The 20,336-nt window shown below is 72.5% G+C and carries 16 protein-coding genes and 1 pseudogene; 14 read left to right on the forward strand and 3 right to left on the reverse strand.

The genetic code is table 11. The annotated features are described in order from the left end of the window. Nucleotides 1–39: 39 nt before the first annotated feature. Both ACI6PP_RS13560 and ACI6PP_RS13565 read right to left on the reverse strand, forming a co-directional pair. Nucleotides 40–1,077 carry a LacI family DNA-binding transcriptional regulator gene (locus ACI6PP_RS13560; protein ID WP_421112128.1) on the reverse strand — a complete coding sequence of 346 codons (1,038 nt, stop codon included), beginning with the start codon at nt 1,075–1,077 and terminating at the stop codon, nt 40–42. A gap of 115 nt (nt 1,078–1,192) precedes the next feature. Beyond that, a complete protein-coding gene (locus ACI6PP_RS13565; protein ID WP_421112129.1) occupies nt 1,193–2,560 on the reverse strand; it encodes an ABC transporter substrate-binding protein in 1,368 nt (455 codons plus the stop codon). A 112-nt stretch (nt 2,561–2,672) separates the two neighbouring features. On the opposite strand from ACI6PP_RS13565, the gene ACI6PP_RS13570 reads away from it, so the two are divergent. From ACI6PP_RS13570 to ACI6PP_RS13620, 11 genes are all read left to right on the forward strand, one after another. Next, the gene (locus tag ACI6PP_RS13570; protein WP_421112130.1) at nt 2,673–3,377 is read left to right on the forward strand and encodes an HAD-IA family hydrolase; all 705 of its coding nucleotides are present in this window, start codon (nt 2,673–2,675) and stop codon (nt 3,375–3,377) included. A gap of 245 nt (nt 3,378–3,622) precedes the next feature. After that, nucleotides 3,623–4,573, forward strand: a complete 951-nt coding sequence (locus tag ACI6PP_RS13575) for a LysR family transcriptional regulator (protein WP_421112131.1) — start codon at nt 3,623–3,625, stop codon at nt 4,571–4,573. A 213-nt stretch (nt 4,574–4,786) separates the two neighbouring features. Next, nucleotides 4,787–6,142: an MFS transporter gene (locus ACI6PP_RS13580; protein ID WP_421112132.1), complete on the forward strand. Its 1,356-nt coding sequence runs from the start codon at nt 4,787–4,789 to the stop codon at nt 6,140–6,142. 142 nt (nt 6,143–6,284) lie between these two features. Then, a complete protein-coding gene (locus ACI6PP_RS13585; RefSeq protein WP_421112133.1) occupies nt 6,285–7,628 on the forward strand; it encodes a flavin-containing monooxygenase in 1,344 nt (447 codons plus the stop codon). Beyond that, nucleotides 7,625–8,065 (forward strand): RidA family protein, encoded by a 441-nt coding sequence (locus ACI6PP_RS13590; RefSeq protein WP_421112134.1) that lies wholly within the window; start codon nt 7,625–7,627, stop codon nt 8,063–8,065. Before ACI6PP_RS13585 ends, ACI6PP_RS13590 begins: the two co-directional genes overlap by 4 nt. Next, nucleotides 8,062–8,730 carry a DUF1028 domain-containing protein gene (locus ACI6PP_RS13595; RefSeq protein ID WP_421112135.1) on the forward strand — a complete coding sequence of 223 codons (669 nt, stop codon included), beginning with the start codon at nt 8,062–8,064 and terminating at the stop codon, nt 8,728–8,730. The genes ACI6PP_RS13590 and ACI6PP_RS13595 overlap by 4 nt, the downstream gene beginning before the upstream one ends. Nucleotides 8,731–8,732: 2 nt before the next feature. Next, complete coding sequence (locus ACI6PP_RS13600) at nt 8,733–9,881, forward strand: M20 family metallopeptidase (protein ID WP_421112136.1); 1,149 nt, start codon at nt 8,733–8,735, stop codon at nt 9,879–9,881. Further along, nucleotides 9,878–11,314: an aspartate ammonia-lyase gene (locus tag ACI6PP_RS13605; protein WP_421112137.1), complete on the forward strand. Its 1,437-nt coding sequence runs from the start codon at nt 9,878–9,880 to the stop codon at nt 11,312–11,314. The genes ACI6PP_RS13600 and ACI6PP_RS13605 overlap by 4 nt, the downstream gene beginning before the upstream one ends. A 226-nt stretch (nt 11,315–11,540) precedes the next feature. Next, on the forward strand, nt 11,541–12,959 hold the full coding sequence (locus ACI6PP_RS13610) for a purine-cytosine permease family protein (RefSeq protein WP_421112138.1): 1,419 nt from the start codon (nt 11,541–11,543) through the stop codon (nt 12,957–12,959). Further along, nucleotides 12,956–14,446 (forward strand): aldehyde dehydrogenase, encoded by a 1,491-nt coding sequence (locus ACI6PP_RS13615; RefSeq protein ID WP_421112139.1) that lies wholly within the window; start codon nt 12,956–12,958, stop codon nt 14,444–14,446. The genes ACI6PP_RS13610 and ACI6PP_RS13615 overlap by 4 nt, the downstream gene beginning before the upstream one ends. Then, the gene (locus ACI6PP_RS13620; protein ID WP_421112140.1) at nt 14,439–16,031 is read left to right on the forward strand and encodes a GMC family oxidoreductase; all 1,593 of its coding nucleotides are present in this window, start codon (nt 14,439–14,441) and stop codon (nt 16,029–16,031) included. The genes ACI6PP_RS13615 and ACI6PP_RS13620 overlap by 8 nt, the downstream gene beginning before the upstream one ends. Here the strand turns inward: ACI6PP_RS13620 and ACI6PP_RS13625 are convergent. Then, the gene (locus tag ACI6PP_RS13625; protein ID WP_421112141.1) at nt 16,007–16,618 is read right to left on the reverse strand and encodes a TetR/AcrR family transcriptional regulator; all 612 of its coding nucleotides are present in this window, start codon (nt 16,616–16,618) and stop codon (nt 16,007–16,009) included. The genes ACI6PP_RS13620 and ACI6PP_RS13625 overlap by 25 nt on opposite strands. Nucleotides 16,619–16,764: 146 nt before the next feature. On the opposite strand from ACI6PP_RS13625, the gene ACI6PP_RS13630 reads away from it, so the two are divergent. From ACI6PP_RS13630 to ACI6PP_RS13640, 3 genes and pseudogenes are all read left to right on the forward strand, one after another. Continuing rightward, nucleotides 16,765–18,426 (forward strand): amidohydrolase, encoded by a 1,662-nt coding sequence (locus ACI6PP_RS13630; RefSeq protein ID WP_421112142.1) that lies wholly within the window; start codon nt 16,765–16,767, stop codon nt 18,424–18,426. A 45-nt stretch (nt 18,427–18,471) separates the two neighbouring features. After that, nucleotides 18,472–19,986, forward strand: a complete 1,515-nt coding sequence (locus tag ACI6PP_RS13635) for an APC family permease (RefSeq protein WP_421112143.1) — start codon at nt 18,472–18,474, stop codon at nt 19,984–19,986. Further along, nucleotides 19,983–20,336, forward strand: a pseudogene (locus ACI6PP_RS13640) (primary-amine oxidase); the annotation flags it as partial. The gene ACI6PP_RS13635 and the pseudogene ACI6PP_RS13640, both read left to right, overlap by 4 nt.

The raw sequence follows: 20,336 nt of genomic DNA on the forward strand, positions 1-20,336 counted from the left end.
TCCGTTCGGTCGGGGAGGCCAGCGGTCGTGCCGGGGCGGTCATGCTATGTCACCGGTGACACCCGGGGGTGGCACGAGCGGGGCATCGCCGACACCAGCAGGTGGGGGGAGCTCGCCGGAGCCTCGCTCCAGGAGGGTCACCGGGAGCACGGTGGTGCGGGGGTGCGGGTCGCCCGGGTCGTCGAGGCGCTCGAAGACGCGCGTGGCGGCCGCCGTCCCGAGGGCCGACGGGTCCTGGTCCAGCGCGGTCAGTGCGGGCTGCAGGGCGGCGGCGAGCGCCACGTCGCCGAAGCTCACGAGCGCGACGTCGGTCCGTCGCAGCGCGTGCAGGGCGTGGACGACCCCGAGGGTGCACCTGGCGTTGGAGGAGAACACCGCCGTCGCGCCGTCCAGCAGCAGCGGGCCGAGCAGGCCGGGTGACTCCGAGTCGGACCAGTGGCCCTGGCGCACGAGGTGCTCGGGGACCGCGACGCCCTGCTCCTCGTGGGCGTCGCGGTAGCCCCGGAGCCGGTTCCGGGTGGTGGGGGTGCCGAGCGCGTCGCCCGCGAACACGATGCGTCGGTGCCCGTGCAGCAGCAGGTGTCGGGTCCCGGCGAGCGCCCCGCCGTGGTCGTCCTCGACGAAGGTGTCGGCCTGGACCAGGCTCGGCGCACGGTCGACGAACACGACGGGCGTCCGGTCCATCCACGGCGCGAGGTAGGACTGGTCGTCCGACGTGGGGACGGCGACCAGCCCGACCACGTGCCGGTGCAGCAGCGCCTCGAGACCGGCGCGCTCACGAGCCGGGTCGTTGCCCAGGCTGGCGACCACCACCAGGCACCCGCGCTCGGCCGCCACCGCCTCGATGGCCCGTGTGAGGTTGGCGAAGAACGGGTCGGAGACGTCCGGCACCGCCACGCCGATGGCCATGTCGCGACCGGACCGGAAGGTGCGGGCCATCAGGTTCGGGACGAACCCCAGCTCGTCCATCGCCGCCCGCACCCGCAGACGGGTGGCCGGGCTGACGTGGGGATCGTCGTTGAACACGCGTGACACCGTCTTGGCGCTGACGGACGCCCGCAGTGCCACGTCGCGCATCGTCGCCACGGCTCACCCCCGTCCCTCGGGCCCGCGACGGCGCCGCGTGCCTCTGCCGACGCGATCGTAGGCCGGGTGGGCGGGGTGGGGGACCGACCCCACCCACCCGGTCGGGTCACTGCTGGGCGTCGCCGGCCTTCTGCGCCAGGGACTGACCCTGCTTCAGCGCCTCGTCGAGGCTCGAACGACCGGCGATGACGTCGGCGATCTGCTGGGAGACCTGGTTGCCGAGGTCCTGCCACTCGGGGATGCCGACGTACTGGATGCCCACCCACTGCTGCGGCTTGGTGCCGGGCTGCTCGGGATCGACGTCGCTCATGATCTCCTGCGTGATCGGGGCGAACGCCGCGGCGGCCTTCTGGTACTCCGGCAGGTCGTAGGTGGACAGCCGCGAGGCCGGCGGGACGCGGGACCAGCCGAGGTCCTCGCCCACGGTCTTGATGTACTCCTTCGACGTCGCCCACTTGACGAACGTCCAGGCGGCGTCCTGCTTCTTCGAGGTCTTCGGGACCGCGAGGTTCCACGACCACAGCCAGCCGGACTCGTCGGTGTCCTTGACCGGTGCGCGGACGTAGCCGACCTTGCCCGCGACCTTGGAGTTCTCCGGGTCCTCGACCGAGCCGGCCGCGGACGTCGCGTCGTACCACATGGCCGCGTTGCCCTGGGTGAACAGGTTGAGGCACTCGGTGAAGCCGTACGAGACGGGATCCTTCTCGCCCGCGCTCTTGAGCAGGTCCGTGTAGAACCGGATCGCCTCGGTGAAGGCGGGCTGGTCCACCTGGGCCTTCCAGTTCTCGTCGAACCACTGGCCGCCGAAGGTGTTGACCACGGTCGTCATCGAAGCCATGCCCTCGCCCCAGCCGGGCTTCGCGCGCAGGCAGATGCCGGTCTGGTTCTTGGACGGGTCGTTCAGCTGCTTGGCCAGGGAGGCGACCTGGTCCCAGGTGGGCTCGTCGGGCATCGTCAGGCCGGCGGCCTCGAAGATGTCCTTGCGGTACATCAGCAGGGACGACTCCCCGTAGAACGGGACGGCGAACAGCTGGTCCCCCGAGCCCAGGATCGGCTTGATCGACGGGAAGAGGTCGTCCACGTCGTAGTCGGCGTCGTCGTTCGCCTTCGGGCCGAGGTCGGTCAGCCAGCCGTTCTTCGCCCAGATCGGCACCTCGTAGGCGCCGACGGTGGCGATGTCGTACTGCCCGCCCTGGGTGGCGACGTCCTTGGTGACGGCGTCGCGCAGGTCGTTCTCCTCCATCTGGATGAAGTTGACCTTGATGTCGGGGTTCTCGTCCTCGAACTGGTACTTGAGGGACTCCATGTCCTTCATCTGCGGGTTGTTCACCGTGGCCAGGGTGAGGGTCGTCGTCCCGCCGTCGCCACCACCGTTGCCTCCCGCCCCGGCGCAGGCCGCGAGCAGGCTGACCGAGGCCGCGACGGCAGCCGCGGAGATGAGCCGGCGTCGTCGGCTCGCTGTCGAGTGCGTCATGGGTGCCTCTCAGGTCGGTCGGCCGTGTGTGGTGCGGGTCACACTAACTGAGGTCGGCCTGTGATGTCACCGGTGACATGCTGGACGCGACCTGACCGACGGAGGACCACTCGTGACTGCCGCTGCCACGCCCGGGGAGGACGACCGGACCGTCATCGAGTGCGACGTCGTGCTCTTCGACCTCGACGGCACCCTGGTCGACTCCACGCCGGTCGTGGACCGGATCTGGTCCGACCTGGCGCGCCGGCTCGGGCGCCGGCCCGAGGACGTCATCGGGCGGTTCCACGGCATGCAGGCCGGCGCGGCCCTGCGCGAGGTGGACCCCACGCTGAGCGACGACGAGGTCGACGAGCTGCGCGCGTGGGTCATCGACGAGGAGCTGCGCGACCTGTCGGGCATCCGTCCGATCCCCGGCGCCCCTCGACTCCTCGAGCAGCTGCCGGTCGACGCGTGGGGCGTCGTGACCAGCTGTCCGCGGGGACTGGCCCTGGCCCGTCTCGACGCGGCTGCGCTGCCGGTGCCCGCGGTGATGGTCACCGCGGACGACGTGGCCGACGGCAAGCCGCACCCCGCCCCGTTCGCGCTGGGCGCCGCGCTGATGGGCGCCGATCCCTCGCGGGTGCTCGCCGTGGAGGACGCGCCGGCGGGGATCGCCTCGGCCCAGGCAGCCGGTTGCTCCGTGCTCGGTCTGCTGACCACGCACCGGCAGCTGCCGATCCGGGCGATCGACGACCTTCGGCACCTGCGCCTCGACCGCGTGGGAGACGGCCTCCTGCTCACCATCCCGGGCGAGGTCGACGACCGTCGTCCGCGCTGACGGCGGAGCGGGCCGCAGCGCGCCGAACGTGGCCGCGGACGTCGTCGACGTGTCCCGCCGACAGGCGGCTCCAGCCAGACCCCAGGTGACGGGCCCTGCGTGGGTCGCCACCCCGCTCCCGGCGCGGGCGCCGTCGACTCGATGGCCGGCGTTCCTGCACGCACCTCGGTCGGTGTGCCAACATCAGCACGCGACGCCGGACGGCATCGGTCCGACGCGCAGAGCTGGACGATGGGGGCCCGGGCATGCAAGGCGCGGACCGGCAGGCTGGCAAGGGCGGCAACGCCGCCGAGTCGCTCGTGCGAGGGCACTCGTTCACCCTGGTGCAGCTGCGCTACTTCGCCGTCGCGGCCGACCAGAGGACCATGACGGGCGCGTCGCGGGTGCTGATGGTGTCGCAGTCGGCCGTGTCGACCTCGATCGCCCAGCTCGAGCGTGAGCTCGGCGTCCAGCTCTTCGTCCGCCACCACGCCCGGGGCCTGAGCCTGACGACCGCGGGTGAGGACTTCCTGCGCGAGCTCCGCCCGTTCCTCGCGCACGCCTCGGACCTGCAGGACGCCGCTCGCGGCGTCGGCCGCTCGGTGGTGGGCGAGCTCGTCGTCGGGTGCTTCTCGACGCTGGCCCCGTTCCGCCTCCCGGTCGCGGTCGCCTCCTTCGAGGCGCGGTTCCCCGAGGCGCACGTGCGTGTGGTGGAGGGGGAGCACGCGCAGCTGCAGGTGGCGCTGCGGGAGGGACGGTGCGAGGTCGCCGTCATGTACGGCTACGACCTGGGCGACCTGAACCACGCGCTCATCGACTCCCTGCGACCGTACGTCCTGGTGCCGGCCGACCACGCCCTGGCGGGCCGGGAGTCGGTGCGCCTGACCGAGCTGACCGACCACCCCATGGTCCTGCTCGACCTGCCTCACACGTCGAACTACTTCCTATCGCTGTTCACCGCGCGGGGGCTGGACCAGCCGGTGGTGCGGTTCCGCAGCCCCGGCTTCGAGACCGTGCGGTCGATGGTGGCGCACGGCCACGGGTTCGCCCTGCTCAACCAGCGCCCGACGCACGACCTCACCTACGACGGCACGCCCGTCCGCCTGCTGGAGCTCGAGGACGACGTCGACGCGCTCGACGTGGTCGTCGCCTGGCCCGCGACCTCGCGGCTCACCCGTCGCGCCCAGGAGTTCATCGCGCTGGTGTCGCAGGTCTGAGCCGAGGTTGCATCGACTGAGTCGATGCATTCGTCCAACGACGTGTGTTGTACAGATCATGGTGGCCTGCGTCACGATCGGACGCGGGAGACGAACCGACCACGGCGCCTCATCTCGGACACGGCCCGACCGGCCCCGGTGAGGTGCTCGTCGGTCGCCTCCCGATCGCCGCCGGCGACGTCCCGCGTCCTGGCACCGACTCCTGGGAGCAGCATGAGCACGACCGACGCACGCGAGGACCCCACGCCGGCAGGGCTGCGCAAGAGCCTCGTCGCCGGCTCGATCGGCGTCTTCGTCCACTGGTTCGACTGGGCGGTCTACGCCTACCTCGCCACCACGATGGCCCGGATCTTCTTCCCCGAGCAGGACGGCAACGCCGGCCTGCTGTCGGTGTTCGCGGTGTTCGCCGTGGCCTTCTTCGTCCGCCCGCTCGGGTCGGTGCTCTTCGGCTACATCGGCGACCGCTACGGCCGCAAGAAGACGCTGTCCATCGTCATCATGACGATGGCCGGCGGCACCCTCCTGCTCGGCGTGCTGCCCTCGTACGAGTCGGCGGGGCTGGTCGCGCCCGTGCTGCTCGTCGTCGCGCGCATCATCCAGGGCCTCGCCGCCGGCGGGGAGTTCGGCTCGGCCGCCGCGTTCCTGGCCGAGTACTCGCCCCGTCGCCGCCGCGGGTTCGGGTGCTCCTGGATCGAGTTCGGCTCGGTCCTGGGGTTCCTGGCCGCCTCGTTCGCGGTGTGGCTGCTGCAGACGCTGCTCACCGACGAGCAGGTGCTCGCGTACGGGTGGCGCATCCCCTTCCTGCTCACCGTGCCGATGGCCTTCGTCGGTCTGTACATCCGCCTGCGCATCGAGGACACCCCGGAGTACCGGGCCCTGGAGCGGCTGCAGACCGTGGCCAAGCAGCCGGTCCGGGAGGTCTTCCGCCTCAACCGCAAGCAGTTCGTGCAGACCGTCGGCATCGAGACGTTCATGAACGCCACCTTCTACGTCGTGCTGGTCTACCTGCTGACCTACCAGGAGGAGGTCGTCGGCCTCACGCCCACCCACGCGGCGCTGCTGTCGACGATGGCCTCCCTGGTCGCCATCGGCATCATCCCGCTGTCGGGGATCGCGTCGGACCGCCTCGGACGCAAGCCCGTGCTGCGGCTGGCCGGCCTGCTCCTCGTGGTCGGTGCGGTCCCGCTCTTCGTCCTCATGCAGACCGGGACCCTGCTCGCCGGCTTCGTCGCGACCCTCGGCCTGTCGGTCGTCCTCGCGATCATCCTCGGGACGCACGCCGCGACCGTGGCCGAGCTGTTCCCCACCCGCACGCGGCAGAGCGGGCTGTCGATGGCCTACAGCGTCGCGGGAGCGTTCTTCGCCGGCACCCTGCCCTACCTGAACACCTGGCTGATCGGCGTGACGGGCAACGACCTGGTGCCGGCCTTCGCGCTGGTCGTCATCGGTCTGGTCGGACTGGTGTCGGTGGCCTCGATCCCCGAGACGCGGGGCATCGACCTGCTGCACGACTCGGACACGAGGGGCGCCGTCGAGGACGCGGGTGCGGCGCGGGTCACGGCGTCCTGACGCGGGCCGTCTGCAACGACACAACCGATCTTCAGCAGCACAAACATCTGTTCGACAGATCCCCACCCTCCGGCGAGGATCGAACCGACAGCCGCGCAGGCGCCTCCCACCCACGAGGCGGCGGCTCAGAGTGGAGGTACCAATGACCAGTCAGCAGATCGACGTCGTCGTGGTGGGCGCCGGGCAGGCGGGTGTCGCGATCAGCGAGCACCTGGGCGACGCCGGCATCCCGCACGTCGTCCTGGAGCGCGACCGGATCGCGGAGCGGTGGCGCTCGGAGCGCTGGGACTCGCTGGTCGCCAACGGCCCCGCCTGGCACGACCGCTTCCCCGGCATGGAGTTCCCCGACACCCAGCCCGACGGCTTCGCCGGCAAGGAGGACGTCGCGGCCTACTTCACCGCCTACGCCGAGAAGATCGGCGCCCCGGTCCGCACCGGCGTCGAGGTCACGGGCGTGCAGCGGCACCAGGGACGCCCCGGCTTCCGGGTCGACACCTCCGAGGGCTCGTGGGACGCCCGCTACGTGGTCGCGGCCACCGGCCCCTTCCAGCGCCCGGTCGTCCCGCCGATCGTCCCCGACGGCGCGGTCGCCGTGCAGATGCACTCCAGCGGCTACCGGAACCCCCAGCAGCTGCCCGACGGCGGCGTGCTCGTCGTGGGGGCCGGCTCGTCCGGCGTGCAGATCGCCGAGGAGCTGCGCCTCGCCGGTCGCGAGGTCCACCTGTCCGTGGGACCGCACGACCGCCCGCCCCGCTCGTACCGCGGCCGGGACTTCTGCTGGTGGCTCGGGGTGCTGGGCATGTGGGACGCCGAGACGCCGCCCCAGGGCGCCGAGCACGTCACGATCGCCGTCAGCGGGGCACGCGGTGGGCACACGGTCGACTTCCGCGCGCTCGCCGCCGGCGGCGTCACCCTCGTCGGGCTCACCGCGTCCTACGAGGATGGCGTCCTCCACTTCGCCCCCGACCTGGTCGACAACGTCGCCGAGGGCGACCGCAACCACCTGGCGCTCCTGGACGCGGCCGACGCGTACGTCGAGCGCAACGGCCTCGACCTTCCCGAGGAGCCCGAGGCACGCCTGCAGCGGCCCGATCCCGAGTGCATGACGAACCCGGTCCGCCGGCTCGACCTCGCCGCCGCCGACATCAGCACCATCATCTGGGCCACCGGCTTCGCGACGGACTACGGCTGGCTCGACGTCGACGCCTTCGACGCCGACGGTCGCCCCGAGCACCGCCGCGGGGTGTCCCGCGAGCCCGGCGTCTACTTCCTCGGTCTTCCCTGGCTGTCGCGCCGCGGCTCCAGCTTCATCTGGGGCGTCTGGCACGACGCGAGGTACGTCGCCGACCACATCGCGATCCAGCGCGGCTACCTGTCCTACGGCTCCGGCGGAGCCGACGGCCTCCGCGCGCACTCGACCACCGAGCCGCACGCGAGCACCGACCTGCACGCCGTGGCCGCCGGGCGTCCGGAGGTGGCGCGGTGAACGACCCCATCGTCGTGGGCGGCCACACCCGGATCCGCCCCTTCAACACCGGTGACACCTATCCCGAGCAGAACCTCGACAACGACCTGTGCCAGGCGGTCGTCGCCGGCGACACCGTCTACGTGCGGGGTCAGATCGGCCAGGACCTCGACACCAGCGAGTCCGTCGGCGTCGGGGACGTCGAGGCGCAGACCGAACGGGCGATGGCCAACATCTCGATGCTCCTCACCGAGGCCGGCGCCCGGATGGAGCACCTGGTCAAGCTCACCATCTACATCGTCGACCCGCGCTACCGCGAGGCGGTGTACCGCACCGTCGGGCGGTGGACGCGGGGCGTGCACCCGATCTCCACCGGCCTGGTCGTGTCGGCCCTCGCGCGACCCGAGTGGCTGGTCGAGGTCGACGCGATCGCCGTCATCCCCGGCGGTGCCCGGTGACCTTCTCCGTCCTGGCCACCGACGGGACCGGCGCGGTCGGGATGGCCGTCACCTCCTCGAGCCCCGCCGTCGCGGCCAGGTGCATCCACCTGCGTCCCGGCGTGGGAGGGGCCTCGTCCCAGAACGTCACCGACCCGCGCCTCGGCCCTCTGCTGCTCGACGCCCTCGAGACGGGGGTCGGCGCGCAGGCGGCGCTGGACGGCGTCGTCCGCGACCGCGAGCACGTCGAGCACCGACAGCTCACGGTGCTCGGCATCGACGGTGACGCCGCCGCGTTCTCGGGCGACCGCTCGCTCGGCGTGCACCGGCACGTGGCCGGCTCCGGGCTGGTGGCCGCGGGCAACATGCTGGCCGGCTCGGAGGTGGTCGACGCGGTCGTCGCCGGCTTCGAGTCGGCCGGCGGCGACCTGGAGTCGCGCCTGATGACCGCGCTGGAGGCCGGGCTCGACGCCGGTGGTGAGGCCGGACCCGTCCGGTCCGCCGGACTCTCGGTCGTGCGCGACGTGCCGTGGCGCGTCACCGACCTCCGGGTCGACTGGGCCGACACGCCCGTGCAGGACCTGCGCTCCCTGCTCGAGGTCTGGCTCCCCCAGCGCGACGACTACGTGACGCGGGGGCTCGACCCCACGGTGGCGCCCTCCTACGGCGTCCCCGGGGACGAGTGAGCGTGCGCGCCGAGCGAGCGGACCGTGACGGCGCGGCCGCGACCGTCCGTGACGACGCCGCGACCCTGGTCGCCCTGTCCGAGCAGCTGCACGCCCACCCCGAGACCGCGTGGGAGGAGCACCGGTCGTCGCGCTGGGTCGCCGAGTCGCTCGACGACGCGGGCTTCGACGTCACGCCCGGCTACCTGGGGCTCGACACCGCGTTCCACGCCACCTACGGCAGCGGCCCCTTCCGCCTGGGGCTGTGCGCCGAGTACGACGCGCTGCCCGGTCTCGGCCACGCCTGCGGGCACAACCTCATCTCGGCCATCACCGTCGGTGCCGCGCGCGCCCTCGCCCCGCTCGCCGACGCCGCGGGCCTCACGATCGAGGTCTACGGCACGCCCGCCGAGGAGGGCGGCGGAGGCAAGATCGAGCTGCTCGAGCGCGGCGCGTTCGCCGGCCTCGACCTCGCGATGATGGCGCACCCCGCGCCCGTCGACGTCGCCGAGGCGGAGCCGTTCGCGGTGTCGCACTCCCACGTCACCTACCGCGGCAGGGCCTCGCACGCCGCCGCCTACCCCGAGCAGGGCGTCAACGCAGCCGACGCGTTCACCGTGGCCCAGGTGGCCGTCGGACTGCTGCGCCAGCAGCTGCCGTCGACCGTCCGCGTGCACGGCGTGATGACGAACGGGGGAGAGGCACCCAACGCCATCCCCGCCCGCACCGACGGGCGCTGGTACGTCCGCGCCGAGTCCCTCGACCAGCTCGCCCGGACCGAGGCCAAGGTCTGGCGCTGCTTCGAGGCCGGTGCGCTCGCGACCGGGTGCGACCTCACGATCGAGCCCGAGAGCAAGCCGTACGCGGAGTTCCGCACCGACCGCGGCGCGCTCGAGGCCTACGTGGCCAACGCCGAACGGCTGGGGCGCGTGTTCGACACCGGGTCCCCGGCGCGACGGATGAACCGGGCGTCGACCGACATGGGCAACGTCTCCCAGGTCGTGCCGGCCATCCACCCCTACGTGGGCATCGGGTCGCTGCCGGCCCTGAACCACCAGCCCGAGTTCGCCGCGCACTGCGTCGGGGGCGACGCCGAGCGGGCCCTGCTCGACGCCGCCACCGCCCTGGCCTGGACGGCGCTGGACGTCGCCGCCGAGCGGGGCGCGTCGTGACGGCGCCCGAGCCGGGCGCGGACCCGCGGGTGGAGCGGGACTTCCTGGGCGACATGGTCATCCCGGCCCGGGCGCTGTGGGGCGTCCACACCGCACGCGCGCTGGAGAACTTCTCGGTCAGCGGCACGCCCGTGGGACGGCACCGGCCACTCGTCGCGGCGCTCGGGCAGGTCAAGCTCGCGGCGGCCCGCGCCAACGCCGAGCTGGGCGTCCTCGACGAGCGTCATGCCGCCGCGATCGAGGTGGCGTGCCGGGACGTCGTCGACGGCACGCTCGACGACCAGTTCGTCGTCGACGTCGTCCAGGGCGGCGCGGGCACCTCGACCAACATGAACGCGAACGAGGTGATCGCCAACCGCGCGCTGGAGGTGCTCGGGCTGCCCCGGGGCAGCTACGACGAGATCCACCCCAACGACCACGTCAACGCCAGCCAGAGCACCAACGACGTCTACCCGACGGCGGTCAAGCTGGCACTCATCGTCGAGCTCGACCGCCTGGCTCTCGCGGTGCGGGACCTGTCGGCGTCGTTCGCGGTCAAGGCCGAGCAGTTCCGGACGGTGCCGAAGGTGGGACGCACCCAGCTGCAGGACGCCGTGCCGATGACCGTCGGGCAGGAGCTCGGCTCGTGGGCGGCCACCCTGGCCGAGGAGCAGGCACGCCTGCTCGACTCGCGCAGCCTGCTCGCCGAGATCAACCTCGGGGCCACCGCGATCGGCACCGGGATCACCGCCGACCCCAGGTACCCCTCGATCGTCCTGCGGCACCTGCGCGACGTCACCGGTGCGCCGCTGCAGACGGCGGGCGACCTGCTCGAGGCCACGGCCGACACCGGCGTGTTCGTGCAGCTGTCCGGCGTCCTCAAGCGCACCGCGGTCAAGGTCTCCAAGATCTGCAACGACCTCAGGCTCCTGTCGTCGGGGCCGCAGGCGGGCTTCAACGAGCTGAGGCTCCCGCCCCGGCAGGCCGGGTCCAGCATCATGCCGGGCAAGGTCAACCCGGTGGTGCCCGAGATGGTCAACCAGGTGGCGTTCTGGGTCGTCGGCAACGACGTGACGATCACGATGGCCGCCGAGGCCGGTCAGCTCCAGCTGAACGCCTTCGAGCCGATCATGTGCCACGGACTGCTGCAGGGCATGGACTGGATGACGCGCGCCTTCGAGGCCCTCGAGCGTCTCTGCGTGCGCGACCTCGAGGTCGAGGAGTCGCACCTGAGGCAGGTGAGCGCGCGCAGCGTCGGGGTCGTCACCGCCCTCATCCCCTACCTCGGGTACACGACGGCCAGCACCATCGCCAAGGCCGCCCTGGCCGGCGAGGGGGACGTGCGGTCGCTGGCCCTGCGCACCGGTGTCGTCGACGCGATCGAGCTCGACCGGCTGCTCGACCCCGAGCGTCTGGCCGGGGTGACGACGCCAGGGCCCGCCGGCGACGTGTGAACCTCTCGTCACGCGGCGTCCCCGATGCGCCCGTGCCCGTTCACCTGGACGTCACGACGGACGCCGCGCGGCCGTCGCCGATGACGGCCGTGTGACGGGCGGTCGGGTGCGGAGCGCCGCTCGTTCTTGCATCGACTGAACCGATCTTGGGTGCCAGTTTATGGCGTTAGACAGATGGTGGAGCGGGGCGCAGGGTTACGGCAACACTCTGAGCACGAGGAGAACCATGAGCACTCCCGCGGGCGGCAACGAGACCCTCGAGATCCGCACCATCGAGCACATCCCCACGACCGAGCGTCACGGTCGGGCGTCGCAGCTCTTCACGATCTGGTTCGGGTCCAACATCATGCTGCTGACGATCGCGACCGGCCTGCTGGGCACCGCGATCTTCGGGCTGACGGTCACCTGGGCGATCGTGGCCCTCGTCCTCGGCAACGTGGTCGGCGGAGTCGTGATGGCGCTGCACGCCGCGCAGGGACCGCAGATGGGCGTGCCGCAGATGCTGCAGACCCGGGCCCAGTTCGGGTCGAGGGGCTCGCTGCTGGTCGTGGTCATCGTCGTGGTGATGTACACGGCGTTCTTCGCCTCCAACCTCGTCCTCGGCGGGCAGGGCGTCGCCAGCCTCACCGGGCTCGGCGAGACGCTGTCGATCGTGCTGATGGGGCTGGTCTCGGTGCTCGGCGCGGTCTACGGCTACAAGGTCATCCACGCGATGGCCGGGCTGCTCTCGGTCCTGGCCGGCCTGGCCCTGCTGCTCGCGTTCGTCATGGCCTTCGTCGTCGTCGACCTGCCCGCAGCGACCTTCTCGGCCGGAGACTTCAGCTGGGCCGGCTTCATGAGCACGCTGTCCCTCGCCGCGCTCTGGCAGATCGCCTACGCCCCCTACGTCTCGGACTACACCCGGTACATGCCGCGCGACACCGGCGTGCGTGCCGCCTTCTGGGCCACCTATGTCGGGTGCGTGCTCGGGTCGCTGCTGCCGATGGTCCTCGGGGCCGTGCTCGGCGCCGCGTTCCCCACGCTCGACACCGTCGGCGCGGTGCGCGAGGGGGCCGGCGCGGCGGGCACCGTCGTGCTGTTCGTCTTCGCCTTCGGCATCGCGGCCACCAACTCGATGAACCTGTACTGCGGGACGCTGTCGGTGCTCACCATCGGGCAGACGCTCCAGCCCCGGTGGGAGCCTCGTGCCGGCTCGCGAGCCGTCGTGGCGGTCGTCATCTTCGGCTTCGGCCTCGCGCTCGCGATCCTCGGCAAGGGCGACTTCCTGAACAACTTCTACAACTTCATGCTCCTGCTCCTGTGCGCCCTGGTCCCGTGGACGGCGGTCAACCTCGTCGACTACTACCTGGTGCGCCACGGCGACTACGACATCTCGGCCCTCTTCCGTGCCGACGGCGGGATCTACGGGACCTACAACACCGCGGCGGTCTGCTGCTACGCCCTCGGCATCGCCGTCCAGGTCCCGTTCCTGTCCAACGCCCTGTACGTCGGGCCGGTCGCCGACGCGCTCCACGGGGTCGACGTCTCGTGGATCGTGGGCCTGGCCGTCATCAGCCCCCTCTACTACGTCTGGGCCCGGTCGACGCGGGACACCGGCGCCTCGCCGGGCCGGGGACGGGCGACCGCCGGGAGGGCCGACGCATGAGCGACCTGACGCTCCAGGAGTGGCAGGCCCGGGCCGAGAAGGTCGTCCCGGTGACGACCGCGTGGATCGACGGGCCGGTCCGGTCGCGCTCGGGACGGACCCGTCCGGCGGTCAACCCCGCCACCGGCGCCGTCCTCGCCGAGGTGGCCGAGTGCGACGAGCACGACGTCGACCTCGCCGTCACGTCCGCTCGTCGCGCCTTCGAGCGCGGCCACTGGTCGACCGCCGCCCCCCGCGAGAGGGCGGCGGTGCTGCACCGCGTCGCCCGCCTCATCGAGGAGCACGTCGAGGAGCTCGCCCTGCTCGACACCCTCGACGCGGGCAAGCGGATCGTCGACACCCTGGCGATCGACGCACCGGGCAGCGCGGCCATCCTGCGCTGGTACGCCGAGTCGCTCGACAAGACGTACGGCGAGGTGGCCCCGACCGGACGCGACGACCTGGCGGTGGTCACGCGCGAGCCGCTCGGCGTCGTCGCGGCGATCGTCCCGTGGAACTACCCGCTCGAGCTGGCGATGTGGAAGATCGCGCCCGCCCTGGCCGCGGGCAACAGCGTCGTCCTCAAGCCCGCCGAGGACTCGCCGCTGTCGGTGCTGCGCCTGGCCGAGCTGATGGCCGAGGCCGGGATGCCCGAGGGGGTCTTCTCGGTCGTGCCGGGCGCGGGCCCGGTGGTGGGCCAGGCGCTGGGGCGTCACCGCGACGTCGACGTCGTCACCTTCACCGGTTCGACCAGCACCGGCCAGCTGTTCCAGCAGTACGCCGGGCAGTCCAACCTCAAGCAGGTCTGGCTCGAGGCCGGTGGCAAGAGCGGCGTGGTCGTGCTCGACGACGTCGAGGACCTCGACACCGTCGCGGACGGGGTCGCCGCAGGGATCTACACCAACGCCGGCCAGGTCTGCTCCGCGACGTCGCGACTGGTCGTCCAGCGCGGCGTGGCCGACGACCTCGTCGAGCGCGTGGTCGCCCGGGCGCTCGCCGTGCAGGTCGGCGACCCGTTGGACCCGGCCACCGACATGGGGCCCGTGGTGAGCGAGCACCAAGCCTCCCGCGTGCTCGAGCTGATGCGCACCGGGGCCGCCGAGGCCGGCGCCGTCCACGGCGGCGGGCTGGTGGCCGACCGGCCGGCGCCCACGTTCGTGCGGCCGCAGGTGCTCGTGGACGTCGACCCGGCCTCGACGATCGCCCAGACCGAGGTCTTCGGACCCGTGCTGTCGGTGCACGTCGTCGACTCCGTCGACGAGGCCGTCGCCGTCGCGAACGCGACGCCGTACGCGCTGGCGGCCGGGCTGTGGACCGACGACCTCCGCCGCGCGCACGGGGTGGCGCGCCGGCTCCGGGCCGGCACCGTCTCGGTGAACTGCGTCGACGCGCTCGACGTGTCGACGCCCTTCGGCGGGTTCGGGCAGTCCGGGTACGGCCGCGACCTGTCGCTGCACGCGCTCGACAAGTTCACCGGGCTCAAGACCACCTGGTTCCGGCATGGCTGACGGCGCGGCCGCGGACCGGGACACCTTCGACCACCTCGTGGTGGGCGGTGGCACGGCCGGCGCGCTGCTGGCCACCCGGCTCGCCGAGCAGGGGCTCGACGTCGCCCTGGTGGAGTGGGGGCCCGACGACGAGCAGGAGCCGCGGGCGCGCGAGCTGCGCCGCTGGGACGAGATGCTCGAGGGCGAGTACGACCTCGACTACCGGATCGAGCCCAACGACCGCGGGAACGCGCACATCCGGCTCGCGCGCCTGCGCATCCTCGGAGGCTGCTCGACCGCGAACACCATGATCGCGTGGAAGCCGCTGCGGGCGGACCTCGACGAGTGGGTGGCGTTGGGTGCCGAGGGCTGGGACCCCGACACGATCCTGCCGCTCTACGACCGTCTCCTCACTCCCATCCACCCGGTCGCCGTGCAGGACCAGAACCCCTACGTCGCCGACGTGGTCGCCAGCGCGTCGACCGCGCTCGGGCTGCCCGTCCAGGACCGGTGGAACGACGGCCGGCTCGACGGGACGCCCACGGGCACCGGGTTCTTCGAGGTCGGCTACACGCCGGAGACCAACCTCCGCTCGTCCACGTCGGTGCACTACCTGCACCCGGCCCGCGCACGCGGCGAGGGCCCCGTCGTGCTCACCGGGCTCCGGGCGGTGCGGGTGCTCCTGGACGACGACGCCGACGGTCCGCGCGCGAGCGGCGTGCTGGTCCGTGACGGCTCCGGTGCCGAGCGCACCCTGCACGTCTCGCGCGAGGTCGTGCTGTGCGCCGGGGCGATCGACTCGCCGCGGCTGCTCCAGCTGTCCGGCATCGGGCCGCGCCACGTGCTGGACGACGCCGGCGTCCCCGTCGTCGTCGACCTGCCCGGGGTCGGCGAGAACCTGCAGGACCACGCCGAGGGACTGGTGGTCTGGGAGGCGTCCGAGCGTCCCCCCGCGACCTGTGCCAGCGGCTGGGACGCCGGCGCCATGGTGTGCCTGGACGACGCGGGCGAGCCCCGTGCGTCGGGCGAGCGGCCCGACGTCCTCATGCACTTCCCGGTCGAGCCGTGGGCGGTGCACGCCGCACGTCATCTCGAGGAGACCGGGGGCGCGGCGCTCCCCGAGACCACCGTGGCGATCGCCCCGAACGTGTCACGCCCGCACAGCCGTGGGCGCACGTGGGTGCGCTCGAGCGACCCCGACCTGGCTCCGGCCGTCGACCTGCGGGCGTTCAGCGACCCCGAGGGCCACGACGAGGCGATGCTCGTGGCGGGCGTGCGCCTGGCCCGCCGCATCGCCGAGGTCGAGCCGATGCGGTCGTGGGTGGTCCGCGAGGTCTTCCCCGGCCCCGACGTCACCGACGGCGCCGCGCTGTCGGCCGTCGCGCGAGCCACCCACCAGACCGTCTACCACCCGGCGGGCACGTGCCGGATCGGCGCCCCGGACGACCCGGCGGCGGTGGTCGGACCCGACCTGCGGGTGCACGGGGTCACCGGCCTGCGGGTCGCGGACGCGTCGGTGTTCCCGACGTTGACGGCGGTGAACCCGGTCGTGACCGTGATGCTCGTCGCCGAGCGCGCCGCTCAGCTGGTGGCCGCGGACACCTGACCGGTCTCGCGCCGCAGCAGACCGAGGACGAGGTCGCGGGCCGCGTCGACCGTCAGGCCGCGGTTGCCGGTGACGACGTGCAGGCCCACGGCGTCCTCGAGCGCGACCACCGTCTCGGCCACCTGTCGCACCGGGGCCTGGAGGGTGAAGGCCCCGCGCTCGACGCCGCGCGCCAGCACCAGCTCGTACAGGGAGACCTCCCGCTCCCACAGCGACGACATCATCTCCGCGTGCGCCGGGCTGCGTCCGCCGTGCACGTGCAGCTCGTAGAGCACCCGGCACAGCAGGTCGTCGGGGCCGTCGGGAACGCCCAACCGTCCGAGCTCGGCGAGCTGCTCGGCCGGGTCGTCCAAGGCGTCGACCGCGCTGCGGCGGGCCGTGAAGAACCTCCGCGTCGCGTCGGCGTGCACGTCGACCACCAGCTCGTCGAGGCTCGGGTAGTAGTACGTGACGAGGCCGGGGGAGACCCGCGCCTCCTCGGCCACGTCGCGGACGCGCAGGCCGGTGACGCCGCGCGCGACGATCACCCGACCGGCCGCGGCCACGAGGTCACGACGTCGTCCGGCTTGGTTCCTCGGTCGGGCCACATCGCCATGATCTATGACCAGCATCAAAGAATCGAGCACCCCGAAACACGATCTTGACGCCGACGACTCTTGCCAGACCATGCTGTGCGTCACATTCTTTGTGAAGCATCGTAAAGAACTCGACCGACCCATGACCCGGAGGCGACATGGCCGGCACCACCGCGACGCCCCGCGTCCGCGCCGACACGGTCCTGCGGGGCGTCGTGCGGGTGGACGCCACGAGCCGGCCCACCGACGCGGTCGCGGTCCGGGACGGTCTCGTCGTCGCCCTCGGTCGTGACGACTGCAGCCGGCTGACCGGGCCGGGCACCGACGTCGTCGACCTCGACGGCGTGGTCGCCCCGGCGTTCGTCGACGCGCACGCCCACCCCGTCATGGGTGGGCTGAACCGGGTGAGGTGCGACCTCGACGACCTGCACGACCTCGACCGCTACCGCGCCCGCATCGCGGACCACGCGGCACGTCCGACGTCCGGCGGCAGCGACTGGCTGGTCGGGTCGGGCTGGTACGGCGACGTGTTCCCCGCGGGCCTCCCGACCGCGGCCGAGCTCGACGCCGTCGTCGGAGGGCGGCCGGCGGTGCTCACGAGCCACGACGTCCACAGCGTCTGGGTGAGCTCGGAGGCCCTGCGGCGGGCGGGGATCGACGCCACCACCCCCGACCCCGCGGGTGGCCGGATCGAGCGCGACGCCGACGGCCGTCCCACCGGCGTCCTGATGGAGTCGGCCGCGGCGCTGGTCACCGACCTCCTCCCGGCACCCACCGAGCGCGAGCTGGTCGACGCGCTGCTCCAGGCGCAGGCCTACCTGCACTCCGTGGGAGTCGCGGGCTGGCAGGACGCCGCCGTCGGCGAGATGCTCGGCATGCCCGACCTCTACCCGGTCTACCGCGCCGCCGACGCCGCCGGCCTGCTGACGGCGCGCGTGACGGGAGCGCTGTGGTGGGACCTGGACCGCGACGAGTCGCAGGTCGCCGGCCTGGTCGAGCGTCGCGCCGAGACCGCGGACAGGCACCGCTTCCGCGCCAGCGCGGTCAAGATCATGCAGGACGGCGTCTGCGAGAACCTGACCGCCGCCGTGGTCGAGGCCTACCGCGACGTCCCGCACGACCACGGCCTGTCGTTCCTCGAGCCCGAGCGGCTGCGGGAGGTCGTGGCGGCACTCGCGGCCGAGCGGTTCGACGTCCACCTGCACGCCGTCGGCGACCGCGCCGTGCGCGAGTGCCTCGACGCGGTGGAGACGAGCGACCGGAGCTGGTCCCCGCGTCACCAGGTCGCGCACATCGACCTGGTCCAGCCCGACGACCTGCCGCGGTTCGGGCGCCTCGGGGTGATCGCGAACGTGCAGCCGCTGTGGGCGCGGGAGGACCGCGTGCTCGTCGAGACCAAGCTGCCGCACCTGACCGAGGCGCAGCGCCGGCACCACTTCGCGTTCGGCAGCCTGCACGCCGCCGGCGCCCGGCTCGCCTTCGGCTCGGACTGGCCGGTCTCCAGCCCCGACCCGCTCTGGGCGCTGCACGTCGCGGTGAACCGCACGGCCCCCGACGGCGACCCGCACGCTCAGGACGACCACGCGCGCACGGTCCCGCTGCTGGAGCACGAGGGGCTGGCCGTGGCCGACGCGTTCACCGCGGCCACCGCCGGGGCGGCGCACGCGTCGCGCCTGGACACGTCGGGCACGCTCCACCCGGGCATGGCCGCCGACCTCGTGCTGCTCGACCGCGATCCGCTCGCCGTCCCGCGCGCCGAGCTGGGCGCCGTCGCGGTGCGGGCCACCTACGTCGCCGGCCGCCCCGTGTACGAGGCCTGACCCACCCCCACGCTCGCCCCCACCGACCCCCACCCAGGAGACCCCATGGACGCCACGACACCCACAGCCCTCGCCGAGGAGCAGAACTCCCGCCTGCACAAGTCGCTGGGGCGCTTCGACATCGTCTTCCTGCTGATCGCGGCGGTCGTCGGCCTCGAGACGCTCGGCCAGGTCTCGACCTACGGTGCCGAGGCCTTCACCTGGACCCTGGTCCTGGCCGTCACGTTCCTGCTGCCCTACGGCCTGATCTTCGCCGAGACCGGTGCCGCGTTCACCGAGGAGGGCGGCGCGTACACCTGGGTGCGCAACGCCTTCGGTCGCGGTGCCGGGGCCGCCGCGGCCCTGCTCACGTGGGTGACCCAGCCGGTGTGGGTGGGCGGCTCGATGGCGTTCCTGGCCACCGAGGCGTGGAACGTCAACCTCGGTGAGATCTCGGCGGGGTCGCTCGCCGACTACGCCTTCAAGCTCGTGTTCATCTGGCTGACCGTGCTCGCGGCCATCGTCAGCCTGCGCTACGGCAAGTGGCTGCCGACGGTGGGCGCGATCCTCAAGGTGGCGCTGCTCGTGATGTTCGTGGGGTCGGCGATCGCCTACGCGGTCCAGAACGGCGTCGTCGGGCTGTCGCTCGGCGACTTCTCGCCCAGCCTCGCAGGCCTGTTCGGTGCCACGCCGATCCTGCTGTTCGCCTACCTGGGCTTCGAGTCCGGCAACAGCGCCGCCGGCGAGATGAAGAACCCGGCGCGCGACGTCCCGGTCGGGATCCTGCGCTCCAGCGGCATCGCCGCCCTGTGCTACCTGCTGCCCATCTTCGCGATCCTGCTGGTCGTGCCCGGCGACGAGATCACCGGCATCGGCGGGTTCTTCGACGCGACCACCACGGTGTTCAGCATCTACGGCTCGGCCGCCGACACCCTGCTCATGGTGCTCTCGGCCTGCCTGGTCTTCGTGCTGATGACGCAGGGTGCGGCCTGGATGATCATCAGCGACCGGATGCAGGCCATCGCGGCCGCGGACGGTGCCTTCTACGGCGGCTTCTTCGGCGTCTTCAACAAGCGCCTCAGCACACCCGTGCGGGTCAACTTCCTCTCGGGCGTCGTCAGCACCACGTTCATGCTCGTCGCGATGGCCGTGAGCGGCAGCGCCGGCAGCATCTTCGGGGTGGTCCTCACCATCTCGATCACCACGTTCCTGCTCAGCTACCTGCTGGTCATCCCGGCCGCGATCAAGCTGCGGCACTCGTTCCCCGAGGTCGAGCGGCCCTTCCGCCTGCCCGTCTCCGACGGCACCTTCACCGCGATGGGCGTCCTGTGCTTCGCCTGGATCGCGCTCGGGTCGTGGGTGGCGGTGTTCCCCGGGACGCTCGAGGCGCTGTTCGGCGTCGGGTACCCCTTCACCGACATCTGGGGCGTCGACCGGATGACGTTCGAGCTGTTCACGATCGGCACCCTGGTGGCCCTCGGCGTCCTCGGTGGCGTCGGCTACCTGCGCGGCGCACCCGTCCGACGGGTCTCCGCGGCCGCCACCACCACCCGTCCCTCCGACTCCAAGGTCGACGCATGAGCACCACTCTCGACACCCGCACCGCACCCCACCCGCTCGCACGCCTCACGCGCGAGGAGATCGAGCACAACCGGCGGGTGCTCGACGAGGCCGGCCTCGTCACGCCCACCACCCGCTTCCCGCTGGTGCTGCTGGACGAGCCCGCCAAGGCCGACGTGCTGGCGTGGGACGACGAGCGTCCCCTCGACCGCCGCACCCGCTCGCTGCTGCTCGACCGGGCGACGGGCGACGTCACCGAGGTGCTGGTGTCGCTCACCGCGGGTGAGGTGGTGAGCAGCCGGGCCGTCGACGTCGTCGCCGAGGGGCAGCCGCCGATCATGGGCGAGGAGTTCGACCTGGTCGAGCAGATC

Origin of the sequence: Solicola agrisoli (assembly GCF_049059935.1) — a bacterium.
Lineage (GTDB): Bacteria > Actinomycetota > Actinomycetes > Propionibacteriales > Nocardioidaceae > JAURVT01.